This window comes from Leisingera sp. S2M4 (assembly GCF_055398055.1).
On record NZ_AP040861.1, the window covers coordinates 2,943,814 to 2,960,632 of the forward strand.

At 63.0% G+C, this 16,819-nt stretch carries 16 protein-coding genes; 10 read left to right on the forward strand and 6 right to left on the reverse strand.

Annotation, left to right across the window (positions count from 1 at the left end):
* Positions 1–77 precede the first annotated feature (77 nt).
* Positions 78–395 (reverse strand): DUF1476 domain-containing protein, encoded by a 318-nt coding sequence (locus ACZ52D_RS14305; RefSeq protein ID WP_369924824.1) that lies wholly within the window; start codon positions 393–395, stop codon positions 78–80.
* A gap of 248 nt (positions 396–643) precedes the next feature.
* Between ACZ52D_RS14305 and purC the strand changes: the two genes are divergently transcribed.
* The 6 genes from purC (at position 644) to ACZ52D_RS14335 (ending at position 9,318) form a co-directional block, all read left to right on the forward strand.
* Entirely contained in the window at positions 644–1,405 is a 762-nt protein-coding gene (purC, locus tag ACZ52D_RS14310) for a phosphoribosylaminoimidazolesuccinocarboxamide synthase (RefSeq protein WP_222453374.1), read from the forward strand.
* 103 nt (positions 1,406–1,508) lie between these two features.
* The gene (gene purS, locus ACZ52D_RS14315; protein WP_222453626.1) at positions 1,509–1,739 is read left to right on the forward strand and encodes a phosphoribosylformylglycinamidine synthase subunit PurS; all 231 of its coding nucleotides are present in this window, start codon (positions 1,509–1,511) and stop codon (positions 1,737–1,739) included.
* Positions 1,739–2,407: a phosphoribosylformylglycinamidine synthase subunit PurQ gene (gene purQ / locus ACZ52D_RS14320; RefSeq protein ID WP_222453373.1), complete on the forward strand. Its 669-nt coding sequence runs from the start codon at positions 1,739–1,741 to the stop codon at positions 2,405–2,407. Before purS ends, purQ begins: the two co-directional genes overlap by 1 nt.
* Before the next feature lie 36 nt (positions 2,408–2,443).
* Entirely contained in the window at positions 2,444–4,216 is a 1,773-nt protein-coding gene (locus ACZ52D_RS14325; protein WP_369924826.1) for an ATP-binding protein, read from the forward strand.
* Positions 4,217–4,247: 31 nt separating this feature from the next.
* The gene (locus tag ACZ52D_RS14330; protein ID WP_222453371.1) at positions 4,248–5,585 is read left to right on the forward strand and encodes a sigma-54-dependent transcriptional regulator; all 1,338 of its coding nucleotides are present in this window, start codon (positions 4,248–4,250) and stop codon (positions 5,583–5,585) included.
* 580 nt (positions 5,586–6,165) lie between these two features.
* Positions 6,166–9,318 (forward strand): Rne/Rng family ribonuclease, encoded by a 3,153-nt coding sequence (locus tag ACZ52D_RS14335; RefSeq protein WP_464441716.1) that lies wholly within the window; start codon positions 6,166–6,168, stop codon positions 9,316–9,318.
* Between the two features lie 195 nt (positions 9,319–9,513).
* Here the strand turns inward: ACZ52D_RS14335 and ACZ52D_RS14340 are convergent, their stop codons facing one another.
* On the reverse strand, positions 9,514–9,747 hold the full coding sequence (locus ACZ52D_RS14340) for a sulfurtransferase TusA family protein (RefSeq protein ID WP_417472255.1): 234 nt from the start codon (positions 9,745–9,747) through the stop codon (positions 9,514–9,516).
* A gap of 93 nt (positions 9,748–9,840) precedes the next feature.
* Here ACZ52D_RS14340 and ACZ52D_RS14345 point away from each other — a divergent pair, with 93 nt between their 5' ends.
* The 3 genes from ACZ52D_RS14345 (at position 9,841) to ACZ52D_RS14355 (ending at position 13,298) form a co-directional block, all read left to right on the forward strand.
* Positions 9,841–10,593 carry a cytochrome c biogenesis CcdA family protein gene (locus ACZ52D_RS14345; protein ID WP_464441717.1) on the forward strand — a complete coding sequence of 251 codons (753 nt, stop codon included), beginning with the start codon at positions 9,841–9,843 and terminating at the stop codon, positions 10,591–10,593.
* 102 nt (positions 10,594–10,695) lie between these two features.
* Positions 10,696–11,946, forward strand: coding sequence for a hypothetical protein (locus ACZ52D_RS14350; protein ID WP_464441718.1), 1,251 nt, complete (start codon positions 10,696–10,698; stop codon positions 11,944–11,946).
* Complete coding sequence (locus ACZ52D_RS14355) at positions 11,943–13,298, forward strand: cytochrome P450 (protein ID WP_464441719.1); 1,356 nt, start codon at positions 11,943–11,945, stop codon at positions 13,296–13,298. Before ACZ52D_RS14350 ends, ACZ52D_RS14355 begins: the two co-directional genes overlap by 4 nt.
* Positions 13,299–13,382: 84 nt before the next feature.
* Here the strand turns inward: ACZ52D_RS14355 and ACZ52D_RS14360 are convergent, their stop codons facing one another.
* Genes ACZ52D_RS14360 through fumC form a run of 3 tightly spaced genes read right to left on the reverse strand, consistent with a single transcriptional unit; the run spans position 13,383 to position 15,168 of the window.
* Complete coding sequence (locus ACZ52D_RS14360; RefSeq protein ID WP_222453366.1) at positions 13,383–13,601, reverse strand: ribbon-helix-helix domain-containing protein; 219 nt, start codon at positions 13,599–13,601, stop codon at positions 13,383–13,385.
* Positions 13,598–13,774, reverse strand: coding sequence for a DUF4169 family protein (locus ACZ52D_RS14365; RefSeq protein ID WP_464441720.1), 177 nt, complete (start codon positions 13,772–13,774; stop codon positions 13,598–13,600). Before ACZ52D_RS14365 ends, ACZ52D_RS14360 begins: the two co-directional genes overlap by 4 nt.
* Positions 13,774–15,168 (reverse strand): class II fumarate hydratase, encoded by a 1,395-nt coding sequence (gene fumC, locus ACZ52D_RS14370; protein WP_222453364.1) that lies wholly within the window; start codon positions 15,166–15,168, stop codon positions 13,774–13,776. The genes ACZ52D_RS14365 and fumC overlap by 1 nt, the downstream gene beginning before the upstream one ends.
* A 351-nt stretch (positions 15,169–15,519) precedes the next feature.
* Here fumC and ACZ52D_RS14375 point away from each other — a divergent pair, with 351 nt between their 5' ends.
* On the forward strand, positions 15,520–16,089 hold the full coding sequence (locus tag ACZ52D_RS14375) for a hypothetical protein (RefSeq protein WP_464441721.1): 570 nt from the start codon (positions 15,520–15,522) through the stop codon (positions 16,087–16,089).
* A gap of 151 nt (positions 16,090–16,240) precedes the next feature.
* Here ACZ52D_RS14375 and ACZ52D_RS14380 read toward each other — a convergent pair whose 3' ends face one another.
* A complete protein-coding gene (locus tag ACZ52D_RS14380) occupies positions 16,241–16,717 on the reverse strand; it encodes an SspB family protein (RefSeq protein ID WP_464441722.1) in 477 nt (158 codons plus the stop codon).
* Positions 16,718–16,819 lie beyond the last annotated feature (102 nt).

Sequence of the window (16,819 nt, forward strand, 5' to 3'; positions counted from 1 at the left end):
CTCCTCGATATGGCTCGTGCCTGTTTGCAACGGGGGGGGATGCCCGCTCGCGCGCATGGGAATGGGCAGGGTCTCCGTCAGTCGGCTTCCTGCATGACCTCAAGCTGGGCTTGCGGCAGGAGTTCCAGCAGCTTGGCGCGGATTTGCGCCTCGCTCACGCGGGAGCCGAGATCTGCGGACAGCTTGCGCACCACGTCTTCGTGGCCGGCTTCCTCCAAATCGGCGGATACAACGGACTGTGCATATGAGGTCGCCTCCGTCCCGGTCTTTCCCAGCAGGTCCGCCGCCCAGAGACCGAGGAGCTTGTCGCGTCGGGCCTGTATCCGAAACCGCATGTCCGCATCATGCACAAATTTGGCTTCGAAGGCCTGTTCACGTTCGTCGAATAGCGTCATGGCCGTTCCTCATCTACCAGTTCACCCAAGTATACACATATATAAGATTGGAGCCTGAAACGGGCGCAGGGCAAGAAGAATATCGTGTTGCGCCGCAGTTGCGGCTACCATCGTCGCCGTCCTTCCGTGTTTCCAGCAGCCGTGGGCGGGCAGGACGATGCAGCGCGCTTGCGGCCAAGGCCCCCTTGGCTTATGAGGGCGGCACATATCAGGGCCGGATTCCCGGCATTGACCCCGAAAGGTTTGCAATGGCGCGTCGCAAGAAAATCTACGAAGGCAAGGCCAAGACACTGTATGAAGGTCCCGAGCCGGGCACGATCGTGCAGTATTTCAAGGATGATGCCACGGCCTTCAACGCCGAGAAACACGACGTGATCGAAGGCAAGGGGGTTCTCAACAACATCCTGAGCGAGTTTTTCATGCTGGGCCTGGCCCAGATCGGCGTGCCGACCCACTTCCTGAAACGGTTGAACATGCGCGAGCAGCTGGTGCGCAGCTGCGAGATCGTGCCGCTGGAAGTCATCGTGCGCAACTACGCCGCGGGCAGCATCTCCAAGCGGCTGGGCATCGACGAAGGCACCCAGCTGCCGCGCCCGATCGTGGAGTACTGCTACAAGGACGACGCCTTGGGGGATCCGCTGGTCACCGAGGAGCATATCGCGGCTTTCGGCTGGGCCAGCCAGCAGGACATGGACGACATCCTGAGCCTCGCGCTGCGCGTCAACGACTTCCTGTCCGGTGTTTTCCTGGCGGTTGGTATCCGGCTCGTCGACTTCAAGATCGAGATCGGCCGTATCTACGACGGTGACTTCCAGCGCTTGGTGGTCGCGGACGAGATCAGCCCCGACAGCTGCCGCCTGTGGGATATCAAGACCGGTCAGAAACTGGACAAGGACGTGTTCCGGCGCGATCTCGGCAGCTTGACCGATGCCTATTCGGAGGTTGCGCGGCGCCTGGGTGTCATGCCCAACAACCCGCCGGCGCCTGGCAAGCCGACGCTGGTGAACTGACGAAACAGATCCCGCTGCGCCGGTCGCGCCGCGGGATTTTGACTATTACTGGAAAGATGAAGTCCGTATGGGCTTCGCCATCGAAAACCTGAGGGATGATGCGATGAAGGCACGGGTGCATGTGATGCTGAAGAACGGGGTTCTGGATCCGCAGGGCGAGGCAGTGCGCCACGCGCTGGGAGCTTTGGGCTTTGACAAGGTTGAAGGCGTGCGCCAGGGCAAGGTGATCGACCTGGAGCTGGCCGAGGGCGCCACCGAGGCTGATGTCACCGCCATGTGCGAGAAGCTGCTGGCCAACACCGTGATCGAATCCTACAGCATCGAGATGCAGTGATGAAGGCGGCGGTAGTAGTCTTTCCGGGCTCCAACTGCGACCGCGATCTGGCGGTGGCGTTCGAGCAGGCCGGTTTCGACGTGTCGATGGTCTGGCACAAGGACAGCGCGTTGCCCGCAGGCGTCGATATCGTCGGCGTGCCGGGCGGGTTCTCTTATGGGGACTACCTGCGCTGCGGCGCCATCGCCGCGCAATCGCCGATTTGCAAGGCCGTGGTCGACCACGCGGAGCGAGGCGGCTACGCCATCGGTATCTGCAACGGGTTCCAGATCCTGACCGAGACCGGGGTCCTGCCGGGCGCGCTGCTGCGCAACGCCGGGCTGAAGTACATCTGCCGCACCGTGGATCTGAAGGTCGCAACCGCCGACAGCGTCTTTACCGAAGGGTACAACGTCGGCGATGTGATCGGCGTGCCGATCGCCCATCACGATGGCAACTATTTTGCCGACGAGGCGACGATCAAGACACTGCAGGACCAGGATCGTGTGGCCTTCACCTATGAAGACAACCCCAACGGTTCTGTTGCGGACATCGCGGGGATCCTGTCGGAAAACCGCCGGGTTCTGGGTATGATGCCGCACCCGGAGCGGGCCGCGGACGAAGGCCATGGCGGCACCGACGGGGCAGCAATGTTCCGCGCATTGGCGGGCATGGTCGCCGCTGCGTGACTTGAGAAGGCGGGGCGGCCGCAATAGGTATGGATTATGTCCGCCCCGCGCAATGATTTGAAACAGACCAGGTCCAAGGCCCGATCGCGCACGATTTCGTGGCGCGCGCGGCTTGCTTTGCTGGTGTTCATGGCCGCGGCGGCGGTTACCGTCTGGACGACCAACCGCGCGCTGACACACCGCTTTACCGAAAGCACCCGCAACCGCGCCGAACTGCGGTTGGCGCTCTATTCCGGCAACTTGCTGAGCGAGCTGCGCCAGCATGCCATCGTGCCGCAGCTATTGGCACGGGATCAGACGCTGATATCGGCATTGCAATCCAATGATTTTTCGCTGTCGACGCAGCGGTTGATTTCCTTCGTCGACGAAATTGGCGCAGCCTCGATCATGTTGCTGGCCAGTGACGGTCGCACGGTGGCAGCCACCGACCGCAACCGGCTGGGCGAAAATCACCGCAATGCTGCCTATTTCGTCGATGCGGTGCGGGCAAAATCGACCGTGTTCTCCGTTATTCCGCGCGAAGTCGGCGGCTATCGTTTCACCTATTCACGCCGCATGATCGACGCCACCGGGGTGCTGGGGGCCATCGTCGTCGAGGTCGATCTGCAAAAGTTCGAGCGCGCCTGGGCGGGTATCTCCGATGCGGTTCTGGTCAGCGACAGCACCGGTTCGATCATTCTTGCCACCGAAGCGCGCTGGCGCGGGCTCAAGGAGGCGGAGGCGCTGACGCTGCAAACCCCGGAAGGCGCGATCCAGAGAGCGATCCGGGCAACCACCGATTGGACCGCGCTGCCGCCCGATGCCTATTTGCAGGGCGAGGCGGTGATGCGCCTGGAGACGCGCGTGCCGTTCCAGGGGTGGCGGATGGCGTCTTTCACCACCTATTCCTCCGTGCGGGAGCGGGTGAACGCGGTGCTGGCGCTGGAAATCATGGGATTCGCCATTCTGCTGGCCCTGGCGTTCTATGCCCTGAGCCGCAAGACGGCGCTGCGGATGGCCCTGTTCCAGCGCGAGTCGGCAGAGCTTCGCGTATTGAACACCCGCTTGCAGCGGGAAATTGCCGAGCGTGAACGCATGCAAAAGACCCTTGCAGTGGCCGAACAGAGCCTTGCTCAGAGCTCGAAACTGGCCGCCCTGGGCGAGATGTCGGCCGCTGTCAGTCACGAGTTGAATCAACCGCTTGCCGCGATGAAAACCTATCTGGCCGGTGCCCGGTTGCTGCTGAGCCGCAACCGCCCCGATGAAGCGCTGGCCTCCTTCGGGCGCATTGATGATTTGATTGAGCGTATGGGCGCGATCACCCGTCAGCTGAAGTCTTATGCGCGCAAGGGCGGAGACACGTTCAGCCCTGTAAATCTTGGGGATGCGCTGGCGTCCAGCCTGTCGATGATGGAGCCGCAGCTGCGTCAGCGCCATGTCAAGATCACCCGCATTCTTCCGGAAGAACCTGTTATGGTGATGGGGGACCGGATGCGGCTGGAGCAGGTAATGGTCAACCTCTTGCGAAACGCCCTGGACGCCACCAAGTCTGTGGACGACCCGGAGGTGGAGATCCTGTTGGCCGCGGGCGAGACCGCGACCTTGTCGGTGCGTGACAACGGGATGGGGATCAAGGACTTCGACAACCTGTTTGAGCCTTTTTACACCACCAAGCAGCCCGGCGATGGGGTTGGTTTGGGACTTGCCATCTCTTCGGGGATCGTCAACGACCTCGGGGGACGGCTGACCGCCCGCAACGGCCAGAACGGCGGCGCGGTTTTTGAGATGCAATTGCCGATCCTGGTGGACGGCATCGAGGCGGCGGAATGACCGCGCCTAGAAAGATGGAGAGAGGACGCGCATGGCACAGGCTATGAAAATCGCGATCGTCGATGATGAACAGGATATGCGGCAGTCGATCAGCCAATGGCTGGCGCTGTCCGGATACGATACCGAGACCTTCTCCAGCGCCGAGGAGGCGCTGAAGGTGCTGGGGCCCGATTACCCCGGTATCGTGATCTCGGACATCAAGATGCCTGGCATGGATGGCATGCAGTTCCTGAAGAAGCTGATGGGCAGCGACTCGGCGCTGCCGGTGATCATGATCACCGGTCACGGCGATGTGCCGATGGCGGTCGAAGCGATGCGGGTCGGGGCGTTCGATTTCCTCGAGAAGCCCTTTAACCCCGACCGCATGTCGGAGCTGGCCAAACGTGCGACCAGCGCGCGGCGGTTGACCATGGACAACCGCGCCCTGCGCCGTGAACTGTCGGATGGCGGGCAGATCATGAAGAAACTGATCGGCCAGAGCCCGGTGATGGAGCGGCTGCGCGAGGATATCCTGGATCTGGGCCAGGCCGATGGCCATGTGCTGATCGACGGCGAGACCGGCACCGGCAAGACGCTGGTGGCCCATGCCCTGCACGCTGTGGGTAGCCGCGCGGGCAAGAAATTCGTGCTGATTTCCTGCGCTGCGCTGGAGGAAGATGCCTTGGCCAAACGCCTGTTTGGCCCCATGCAGCCGGAAGACAGCATGTTGCCCGCGATTGAAGAAGCCCGCGGGGGCACCCTGGTGCTGGAGGATATCGAGGCGCTGTCGGAAACCCTTCAGGCGCGCCTGCTGAGCGTCATCAACGAACAGGGCACGCCTGCGGAGACCCGGATCATCGCGATCTCGAACCTGCAGGAGGCTGGCAAGACCTGCGAGGATGCCCTGCGCCCGGATCTGTTCTACCGCCTCGCAGCACTGCGCATCACTGTGCCGCCGCTGCGGCAGCGGGGCGAGGATATCCTCACCCTGTTTACCCGCCTGTCCGAGCAATTCGCAGATGAATACGGCTGTGACGCGCCGCAGGTGAGCGCCCAGGAGGCGGCACAGCTGTTGCAGGCCCCGTGGCCGGGCAACGTCCGACAGCTTATCAACATTGCCGAACGTGCGGTTCTGCAATCGCGCCGGGGCTCGGGCACGATTGCGTCGCTTCTGATGTCGGATCACGAGGAGATGCAGCCGGTGATGACCACCGAGGGCAAGCCTCTGAAGGAGTATGTCGAGGCGTTCGAGCGCATGTTGATCGACAACACCATGCGCCGTCACAAGGGCTCCATCGCCAGCGTGATGGAAGAGCTTTGTCTGCCGCGGCGCACGCTCAACGAGAAGATGGCGAAATACGGCCTGCAGCGGTCGGACTACCTAGGCTAGGCGTCGCGGGAGCCGCGCGGCCTGCCGCCCGGATCGCACCACGGCTGCTTCGCTTCGCAAATCGGGAGGGGTAGCGGGGCGAGCGGTCTGAAAATTGAGCAAACTTTAACAGCCTGTCCGGTAAGGATGGGCTGTTTTCATTTTAAGTACTGCCGGTGACGAATGCCCATTGTCATTACCTATCCACAGGCCTTATGCTGATCCAACGGGCTGCAAACCGCATCGAGGTTCGCCCCGTTCTGATGAGTTTCGCTGACTTTGGTAGTCCTCCGGCATAATCCGCGATCACCACTGTCAGACCGATTGGCCCTCTGACGCAGAGGGCAGTTTCACGCCCAAGCCGGGAAACCCGGCAAAGGGATAATGTGGCAGGGCCGGGCACGACCCACCTGCCGGAGAAGAACCGCGATGACGCGCGCGAGAGCGAAGAGCACTGAGGCAGGAAGGCCGGGCATTGTTTCCGGGACCACCTGCTTCACCGCGCCGTCCGAGATCGCCCTGACAAGACATCACCCAAAACGCGCGCGGCCACCTGGTAGCAGGGGCCTGCGGGCGCGCAGGGTAGATGCACCAAGGACCAATGGCCAAGAAAATGCTGATCGACGCCACCCACGCGGAAGAAACCCGCGTTGTGGTGGTGGATGGAAACAAGGTTGAGGAATTCGACTTTGAGTCTGAGAACAAGCGCCAGCTTGCTGGCAATATCTACCTCGCCAAGGTAACGCGCGTCGAACCGTCGCTGCAGGCGGCGTTTGTGGACTATGGCGGCAATCGCCACGGTTTCCTGGCGTTTTCCGAAATTCACCCGGATTACTACCAGATCCCCGTCGCCGACCGCGAGGCGCTGATGGAAGAGGAGCGCGCCTATGCTGAGGCGATGCGCGCGCGCGACGAGGAAGAAGAGACCAAACCTGCCAAGCCCAAGCGGAGCCGCCGCTCGAAACCGGCCTCCAAGGCAGCCAATGCGTCGTCTGACGACGTGGTGGAAACGAAGGACGTGGAAACCCCGGACAGCGACAGCGCTGAAATCGCCGGGATGGAAACCATTGACCTGACCGAGAGCACCGAAGCCGCTGACGAGTCGACCGCGGAGCTGGCGGAGGTACCTGAGGACACCGGCGTAGACGCGCCGATCGAGGACAGCGCGCCCGCCGCGGAGACCGCCGACGCGGGCGAAGCCGAGGCGGCTTCCGACGCATCCGCCCCGGCGGGCGAAGAGGCTGGCGATGCCAGTGTCGCCGAAGCCGAGGATCAGGGGGCGTCTGACAGTGCCCCGGCATCGGATGCCGAAGAGCCCCAGGTTGACGAGGCCGAGGGCGAGGAAGCTCAGGCTGAAGACGCACCGGCCGAGGACGCACAGGCCGAAGAGGCCGTCGCTGCCAAGCCCAAGGGGCGGTCGCGTAGCCGCTCCCGGTCGCGCGGCAAGGCTGCGCCTGCCGCCGATAACGTCATCGGCGACGTAGTCGACCCGGAGGAAGTCGGAGACGACGCCGAAGGGCAGCGCGCCGATGCCGCCACCAAGGATGACAGCATCGAATCCGTTGCCGACGAGGATGACAGCGAAGACATCCGTCCGCCGCGCAAACCCCGTCCGCGTCGCTACAAGATTCAGGAAGTGATCAAGGTCCGCCAGGTTCTGCTGGTGCAGGTCGTGAAGGAAGAGCGCGGCAACAAGGGCGCGGCGCTGACCACCTACCTGTCATTGGCAGGCCGGTATTGCGTGCTGATGCCCAACACCGCGCGCGGCGGTGGCATTTCCCGCAAGATCACCAACGCGGCCGACCGCAAGAAGCTCAAGGATATTGCAACGGAACTCGACGTGCCGACCGGCGCGGGGCTGATCGTTCGCACGGCCGGGGCAAAACGCACCAAGGCCGAGATCAAGCGCGATTATGAATACCTGCAGCGGCTCTGGGAACAGATCCGCGAGCTGACGCTGAAGTCCATCGCGCCCGCCAAGATCTACGAAGAGGGTGACCTGATCAAACGCTCGATCCGCGACCTCTACAATCGCGAGATCGATGAGGTCCTGGTCGAGGGCGAACGCGGCTACCGCATCGCCAAGGACTTCATGAAGATGATCATGCCGTCCCACGCGAAGAACGTGAAGCACTACCAGGAAGCGCTGCCGCTGTTCGCGCGCTACCAGGTCGAGAGCTATTTGGCCGGCATGTTCAACCCGACCGTTCAGCTGAAGTCCGGCGGCTACATCGTGATCGGCGTGACAGAAGCGCTGGTGGCGATCGACGTGAACTCCGGTCGCGCCACCAAGGAAGGCTCGATCGAGGAGACCGCGCTCAAGACCAACCTGGAGGCTGCCGAAGAAGTGGCGCGCCAGCTGCGTCTGCGTGATTTGGCCGGTCTGATCGTCATCGACTTCATCGACATGGACGAGCGCAAGAACAACGCTGCCGTCGAAAAGCGCATGAAGGACAAGCTGAAGACCGACCGCGCCCGCATCCAGGTGGGCCGGATCTCGGGCTTTGGCCTGATGGAAATGTCGCGCCAGCGCCTGCGCCCCGGCATGATCGAGGCGACCACCGCGCCGTGCCCGCATTGCCACGGCACCGGCCTGATCCGCTCCGACGACTCCATGGCGCTGTCGATCCTGCGCCAGATCGAGGAAGAGGGCACCCGCCGCCGCTCCCGCGAGGTGCTGGTGCGCTGCCCGGTGTCCATCGCCAACTTCCTGATGAACCAGAAGCGCGAGCATATCGCCCAGATCGAGGCGCGTTACGGCCTGTCCGTGCGCATCGAAGGCGATCCGCATCTGGTCAGCCCTGACTTCGTTCTTGAAAAGTTCAAGACCGCGTCGCGCACAGTCCCGGCGGCAACGGCACCCGTGGTGTCGGTGGACACCTCGATCATGGATCAGGTCGACGCCGAAGGGGCCTCCAGCGCGGAAGAGGAGGCACCTGCAGACGTGGTTGAAGCCGCGGCCGAGGTGCCGGAAGAGGCTGCGCAAGAAGACAAGCCCAAGCGCAAGCGTCGTCGCCGTCGTCGCCGCAAGTCCGGCAACGGTGAGGCGAGCAATGGCGATCAGGCCGCTGGAAGCCAGGATCAATCTGGCGACACGGCCGAGGGCTCCGCTGAGGAAGCTGCAGATGAGACGCAGGCCGCCGAAGACACCTCCGCCTCGGAAGGCGAGACTGCCGACGAGGTGAAGGAAAAGAAGAAGCCGACACGCACCCGGACCCGGTCGCGCAGGTCCAAGCCGAAGTCGACCGAAGCTGAGGCCGAGGCGGCGGCTACGGACGCACCGTCCGAGCAGACTGAAGAGGCCGATGCGTCTTCGCAGGCGGAAGTCGCAGACGAGGCGCCAGTGACTGAAGTTGCAGAGGCTTCGGAAGGTGAGGTCGCAACTGCCGAGGACGCTGATCTGACCGCGGCATCGCCAACCGCAGAGGTCAGTGCAGACGCGCAGGGCGACGATGCACCGGGTGACGCGGAGGCAGAGCAGGCAGAAACGGCAGCTGAGCCTGCGGCGACAGAGCAGGCAGAGGCCGCTGCTTCGGACGAGGAAACCGTCGAGGTGACCTCGGCAGAAGGAGAGCCCCAGCCGTCTGCAGAAGACGTCAGAGTTCCGACTGAGGCTGAGAGCGTCGAGCCTGAAGCCAAGCCTGAGGCGGAAGAAAAAGCGCCGGAACCGGCACTGGCAGGCGCGGGGGCGGAAGCCGAACCGGCAACCCCGCCAAAGCCCAAGCGCCGCGGCTGGTGGTCGATGGGAAGCTAATCGCTAGACCGTCGACGGATCCACGTCGAGTTCAAGAGGCAGGCCTGCGGGCCTGCCTTTTTTGTGCCGATAGTTGAGGTCTATTGATCTCGCGCAGGCGTCGGATGCGACGCTTCTGGTCGACGCACAGCCGTTTGGTCCGAAAAGCCTTCGAACCTCGGGTCGCCAATCATACTTTGTGATTTTGCGGTGGTTTTAGCCGCGTTTGCGGATCAGGTAGACCTGATGGGTCCCGCCATCCTTTTGCCCAAGATACTCATGCCCTGCCTCGTGGCAGAAATGCGGCATGTCGACCACCGCCGCCGGGTCATCCGCCAGGACTTGCAGAACCGCACCCGGCTGCAGGGATTTCAACCGCTTGCGCGCTTTCAACACGGGCAGGGGGCACAGCAGCCCGATGGCATCCAAGGTTTCTTCGATCTCGCTCATGTGGTCCAGATAAGCGGGAAGTTTCAAGCTGTCCACAAGGATGTGACCACCGGTCGCGTGACCTTGGCCGATTGCTCGAATAAGAGTCGGGGCATGTTTGGAATCGAGATCATCGACGCAGGGCTGCTCCCTGCCATGCTGGTGGCGCTGCTGGGCGGCGTGATCAGTTTCCTGTCGCCCTGCGTGCTGCCGATCGTGCCGCCCTATCTGGCCTACATGAGCGGCGTGACCATCGGCGAGATGCAGGGCACCGTGGCCGCCCGGCGCAAGGCGATCATTGCGGCGCTGTTTTTCGTCCTCGGTCTGTCGACGGTGTTCTTGCTGCTCGGCTTCACGGCCTCGGCCTTCGGCGCCTTTGTGCTGCAGAACCAGGAGCTGTTTGCCCAGGTCTCCGGTGTTGTCGTGATCATCTTCGGCCTGCATTTCCTGTCCGTCTTCCGCATTCCATTGCTGGACCGCGAAGCGCGGATGGAGGCGGGCGAATCCGGCGGTTCGGCGCTGGGGGCTTACGTCCTGGGGCTCGCCTTTGCCTTTGGATGGACCCCCTGCATTGGCCCGCAGTTGGGGGCGATCCTGTCGCTGGCCGCCTCCGAGGCTTCGGTAAGCCGGGGCACGATTTTGCTGGGCGTCTATGCCGCAGGCCTTGGCGTGCCATTCTTGCTGGCGGCGATATTCCTCAACCGCTCGATGGTTCTGATGAACCGGGTGAAGCGCCACATGGGGGTGATCGAGAAGGCAATGGGCGGGCTGCTGCTGTTTGTCGGGGTGATGCTGGTCACAGGCCTGTTCACCACCTTTTCATGGTGGTTGCTGGAGACGTTCCCGGCACTTGCAGTTCTGGGCTGACGCGGCGCGCTCGCGGGTCACTGTGGGCCTTACTCTTGCCGAAAACCGCTGCTAGGCTGGTGGGCAGGCAGTTAGGGCAACGAGAAGAGTTCAGGGCAGGGCGTGGATCAAGGCAGCTCCCTTCAGCAACATGTGCGCAGGCGGCGGGTGTTCTACATTCCCGGCTATGACCCTATTCACCCGCGTCGCTACCGGGAGCTTTACCGCAAGGAAGGTGCCGCTCAGGCGAAGATCTCGGGCTACCGCCTTGCGGTGCAAGGGAAAAGCGGCCCCGGCGGTTTCGGCTGGGACGTTCAGGCGGAGATCGATGGCCGTGTCACCGCGGCCGAGGTCGAGGTTCTGGTCTGGTCGGACATCGTCCGCCACAGCATGACCGCGACAATCCCCGGGACGTACTGGCAACTTTTGCAGACGGCCTGGATCTATATCTCAACGGGCGCCTTGCGGCGGCTGATGCGGCTGCGCAAGGGGCCGGTGATCGCCGCGCTCTATCCGGTTGGAATGCTGTTGCTGCAGGCGCTGCTTGCGCTGTTGTTGGCCTTGGGTGTGGCCCAAATGATCGGGCTGCTGGCGGGGGCGGTAGGGGTGCATGAGACCGCCAGTGCGGTGTTGGGATGGTGCCTTGGACTGTCGGCGGGGTACGTGTTGCTACGCTGGTTCAAGAAGCAGGACGGCAGGTTCTTTGCCTACTACCTGATGCATGACTATGCACATGCTGCCTCCGACAAGGGCGCGATTGCACCGCAGATGGAAGAACGAATGGCTGCGTTCGGCAATCGGATCGCTGCCGCACTACAGGACCCCGATCTGGATGAGGTGCTGGTGGTCGGCCATTCCTCCGGCGCGCATGTGGGGGTCTCCGTGCTGGCGGACGTGCTCCGGGCGGGGAGGCCGCAGGATGGCCCGGCCCTCGGGTTCCTGAGCCTCGGGCAGGTCGTGCCGATGGTTTCGTTCCTGCCACGCGCGCAGCGCCTGCGCGCCGACCTGCAATACCTGTCGCAGCGACCTGAGCTGACGTGGGTCGATGTCACAGCGCCCGGCGATGGCTGCGCCTTTGCGCTCTGCGATCCGGTCGCGGTAAGCGGTGTCGCGCCCGAGGCGAAACGCTGGCCACTGGTGATTTCTGCCGCCTTCACCCAGACGCTCAGTCCGGCGCGTTGGAAACAACTGCGCTGGCGTTTCTTTCGGCTGCATTTTCAGTACCTGTGTGCTTTCGACCAGCCCGGCGACTACGACTATTTCCGCATCACGGCAGGGCCGCTGACGCTGGCCGAGCGTTTCGAGGGCCGCAAACCTTCTCGCTCGCGCATCGAGGTGCCGGTGTCGAAATTCACCTCTGTGGCCGCCAGATGACGGCGCCTCAGCCACCCAAACCCGCCGCCCGCGCGGACCGCGTGTCGCTCTGGCGGTACGCGCGCCTGTTCCGCCAGGACATTCTCTCGGCGCAGCCGGCCCGTCTGTATCGCGCGTGGATGGCGGAGTTTCGCACGCCTTTCTTTCGCAGCTTCCTGGTCAATGAACCCGAACTGGTGAAACGGCTGCTGAAGGACAGCCCTGAGGACTTTCCGAAATCGGACCGCATTGCGGAAGGACTGAAGCCGCTGTTGGGCCAATCCGTGTTTCTGACCAACGGGTCCGAATGGAAACGTCAGCGCCGCATCATTGATCCCGCCTTCGAGGGTGGTCGGCTGAAGGACACCTATCCGGCGATGCGCGCGGCTTCCGAGGCAATGGTGGCACGGCTGCGCAATCGGCAGGGGCAGGTCGAAATCGAGGCCGAGGCCTCGCATGTCGCGGCCGATGTGATTTTTCGCACGCTTTTTTCGATCCCCATCGAACACGAGGTCGCCGCAGAGGTCTTTCACCGGTTTCGCGACTATCAGCGCAGCCAGCCGATCCTGAATCTTGCAGCCTTTGTGCGCTTGCCAGGCTGGATGCCGCGCTTCTTTCGTCGCGGCACCCGGCGCAACGCCGCGGTCGTTCGGGGGCTGATCGCGCAGCTCACCGACGAGCGGATGCGTGCGATCCACGCGGGACAAGCGCCGGATGATCTCGCAACCAAGATCATGACAACCCGGGATCCCGAGACCGGGGGGGCGTTTGATGCAGCGGAAATGGTCGATCAGGTGGCGATCTTCTTTCTGGCAGGGCATGAGACCAGCGCCTCCGCCTTGGCCTGGGCGCTCTACCTCGTGGCGCTGTATCCCGAATGGCAGGAGGTCTTGTCGGAAGAGGCCAAAGCGCTCGAGGACGACAGTTTTGCCGCCGTGTCGAAGTTGCGACGCAGCCGCGATGTCTTTCGTGAGGCGCTGCGGCTCTATCCGCCGGTGCCGATGATGGTGCGCGAGGCGGCCTGTCCCGCGCGCTTTCGCAACCGGGACGTCCCAACGGGATCGCAGATGGTGCTCAGTCCCTGGCACCTGCACCGGCATGAGCGGCTGTGGGACAACCCGGATGGTTTCGATCCGTCCCGGTGGGAGACACCGAACGGCAAGCAGTGCCAACGCGACGCCTATATTCCGTTTTCGGCCGGCCCGCGGGTCTGCCCGGGGGCGGGGTTCGCGATGGTGGAGGGCGTGCTGATCCTGTCGATGATCCTGCGCCATTTTCGGGTTTGCACCGTGGCGGGGCGGGAACCGATCCCTGCCGCCCACCTGACGGTCCGGTCCAAGAACGGCATATGGCTGGAGATTGTAGAACGCTGAGCCGGGAGAAGCCGGATAAACTGGTGGATACAGGCGAGGGGTGGTGACAGGGAAAGGCGGGTAACGATCAGAAGTCCCGCGGTCTCAACCGCTTCTCAGTCGGCGCAGCACGAAAAGCCGGATGGCCGAGGCCAGACCACAGTCGTCCCCGCGGCTTTCGTCGATTTCAGCCGCCAGGTCGTTGATCGCACGGTCATCTTGCGCGGCGATTTCTCGGAAAGCGTCCCAGAACTCGTCTTCCAAGGACACGGATGTGCGATGGCCGCGCAGGGTGAGCGAGTGTTTCTTCGGCCGCCCGGTCATTCGTCACGCTTGTGGCCATCGAGGCGGCGGACGTCCTGCGCCTTGCGCGCCTTGGCCAGATCCTTTTCCGCCTTGGAGCGCCCGAATTCCACGGCATTCTGGTCGGCGCGGGCCTTTTTCTCGGCCCGCGCCTTTGCTTTTCTGTACCGGTTCAGATTGACCGGCTTGCCCATCAGTCCTTGGGACCGATCATCTGTTCGGGGCGGACCACCGCGTCAAAGGTGGCCTCATCCACGAAGCCCAGCTTGATCGCTTCTTCTTTCAGCGTCGTGCCGTTCTTGTGCGCGGTCTTGGCAACGGTGGTCGCGTTGTCGTAGCCGATGGTCGGTGCCAGCGCTGTCACCAGCATCAGGCTTTCCTTCATCAGCTTCTCGATGCGCGGCTCGTTGGCCTGAATGCCGTTCAGCATGCGTTCGGTAAAGCTGTCGGCCGCATCACCCAGCAGCTGGATCGACTGCAGCAGGTTGTACGCCATCATCGGGTTGTAGACGTTCAGCTCGAAGTGGCCCTGGGAGCCTGCGAACTTGATGGCCGCGTCGTTGCCCATGACATGTGCGGCAACCTGGGTCAGCGCCTCGGCCTGGGTCGGGTTCACCTTGCCCGGCATGATCGAGGAGCCCGGCTCGTTTTCCGGCAGGATCAGCTCGCCCAGGCCCGAACGCGGGCCGGAGCCGAGGAAGCGGATGTCGTTGGCGATCTTGTAGCAGCTGCCCGCGATGGTCGCGAGCGCGCCGGACAGGAACACCATCGCATCATGCGCTGCCAGCGCTTCGAATTTGTTCGGAGCGGTCACGAAGGGCAGACCGGTGATCTCGGCCATGTTGGCGGCCACTTCTTCGGCCCAGCCCTTCTGGGTGTTCAGGCCGGTGCCCACCGCGGTGCCGCCCTGTGCCAGCTCGTAGATGCCGGGCATTGCGGCCTCGACCCGTGCCAGCCCCTGGCGGATCTGATGCGCGTAGCCGCCGAACTCCTGGCCCAGCGTCAGCGGGGTCGCGTCCTGGGTGTGGGTACGGCCGATCTTGATGATGTCCTTGAACTCTTCGGACTTCCGCTCCAGCCCTTCCGCCAGCTTGGTCAGCCCCGGCACCAGCACGTCGCGCACCATCATCGCGGTGGCGATATGCATCGCGGTCGGGAAGGTGTCGTTCGAGGACTGGCCCATGTTGCAGTGATCGTTCGGGTGTACCGGATCTTTGGAGCCGATCTCGCCGCCGAGGATCTCGATCGCGCGGTTGGCGATGACCTCGTTCGAGTTCATGTTGGACTGGGTGCCCGAACCGGTCTGCCAGACGACCAGCGGGAAGTTGTCGTCGAACTTGCCCGCGACAACTTCGCTGGCGGCTTGAATGATGGCATCGGCGATCTTCGCGTCCAGCTTGCCGGACGCCTTGTTGGCCATGGCGCAGGCCTGCTTGATCACGCCAAGCGCGCGCACGATGGCCACGGGCTGTTTTTCCCAGCCGATCGGGAAGTTCATGATCGAGCGCTGCGTCTGCGCGCCCCAGTATTTGTCTGCGGGGACCTCAAGCGGGCCAAAGCTGTCGGTTTCGGTACGGGTGCCGGTCATCCGTCGCCTCTCTCGTTGTATGCGTCTGTATGCCGTTTAGCCTGCGCGCTGCACAGGCGCAATTGGCCAGTCGCGCGCAGCATAGTGTTTTGGCCCGCAAGGTATAGAGCGCAATTGTCGCAATCGCACCCCCTGCAAGTCGGGGAATATCTGCTATGATCCTTGCGGCGCGCTTTTTGCGAAGTATTCAGAAATCTCGCATAATCATCGGGCCTGCGCGGTCAGTGCCTTGTTCTTGATGCCTGTCACAGCGCAATATGTGACGGCGGGTATCTTTTGGAAGGTGAGGAAGGATTTGACGTGCCACGTTCTTTGACAGGGTCCCCCCAGATGTGCGCGAGCCTGCGAAACATGCGCTCGTGGCTGAAGGCTCGTGGCATGGCCGTCCGCCTGCGCATCGTGGCACATGTGATGGCGCTGGCGGTGGTCTGGGCGCCGATTTCTGTCTGCGCAGCCGAGATTGGTCAGTTCGCGGGTGAATATTCGGGATCAGTCGAGATTGAGGCCGCTGACGGACAGCAAGTGCCGCGGGACATCAGTGTCACGATCCGTGAGACCTCCAAGGGGTTCGTGCTGAAATGGGTTGCGACCACGGAAAAAGGCGATGGCCGCAGGAAGACCAAAAGCTACGAGATCGAGTTTCAGCCCAGCAACCGATCCGGGGTGTTCTCAGCGGCGATGCGGCGCAACGTCTTTGGCCACGCGGTGCCGCTGGACCCGATGGAGGGGGAGCCCTTTGTCTGGGGGCGGATCGACGGCGACACGCTGACCGTGTTTTCGATGTTCATCCACCCCAACGGCGACTACGAGATCCAGCAATATGACAGGACCTTGGCCGAAGGCGGACTGGATTTGGTCTACGTTTCCCGGCTGAACGGCGAGATCCGACGCAAAATAGAAGCATTTCTGACCCGCCTGTAACCAACCGCTGGCGGCCGTCCAGTTCTGCTGCCCGCCATTGGCGCGGCAATGGGTGCCCGGGTACTGTGCGCACACTTGCCTGTGACCCGGTCTGACCAGGGCCATCGGCGCCCACCGCCAACGGGGCGCCCAGCAAGTGCGGCAGGTCGATTTACTTGCGGAAACTGTCCAGCGAAACCACGTCGGCGTCTTTCTTTTCGCTCGCCGGGGCCGACGGCTCACTTTCGAAGGGCGCTTCGGAGTCCGGGAGTGTGGTCGGGGTCTCGCCCTCGTCTTCGGCGCTTTCGAACCGCAGGCCGAATTCCACGGACGGATCCACGAAGGTGCGGATTGCGTCATAGGGGATGTAGAGCGGCTCGGGCGAGTCGCCAAAATTCAGCGTGACCGCGAAGCCATCCTCATCGACGACAAGATTGTCGAACCAATGCTGCATGACGACCGTCATTTCGCCCGGATAACGGTCCGACAGCCAGTCTGCCAGTTCCACGTCCGGGTGATCGGTGTCGAAGGTGATGAAGAAATGGTGGTTGCCAGGCAGGCCGTTCTCGGAAACGTCCTGCAGCACGGTCCGGATCAGGCCGCGCATCGCAGAATGCATCAGGTTGCCATAGTCAATTTCACGGGACATGCAGTCACCCTTTGTTCATTTTGCGTTAAGCATAAGAGATTTTGGCGGAAACAAAAGGGCAGCCTGCGACGCTGACGGAGATTTTTTTGCCCCGGTCGGATT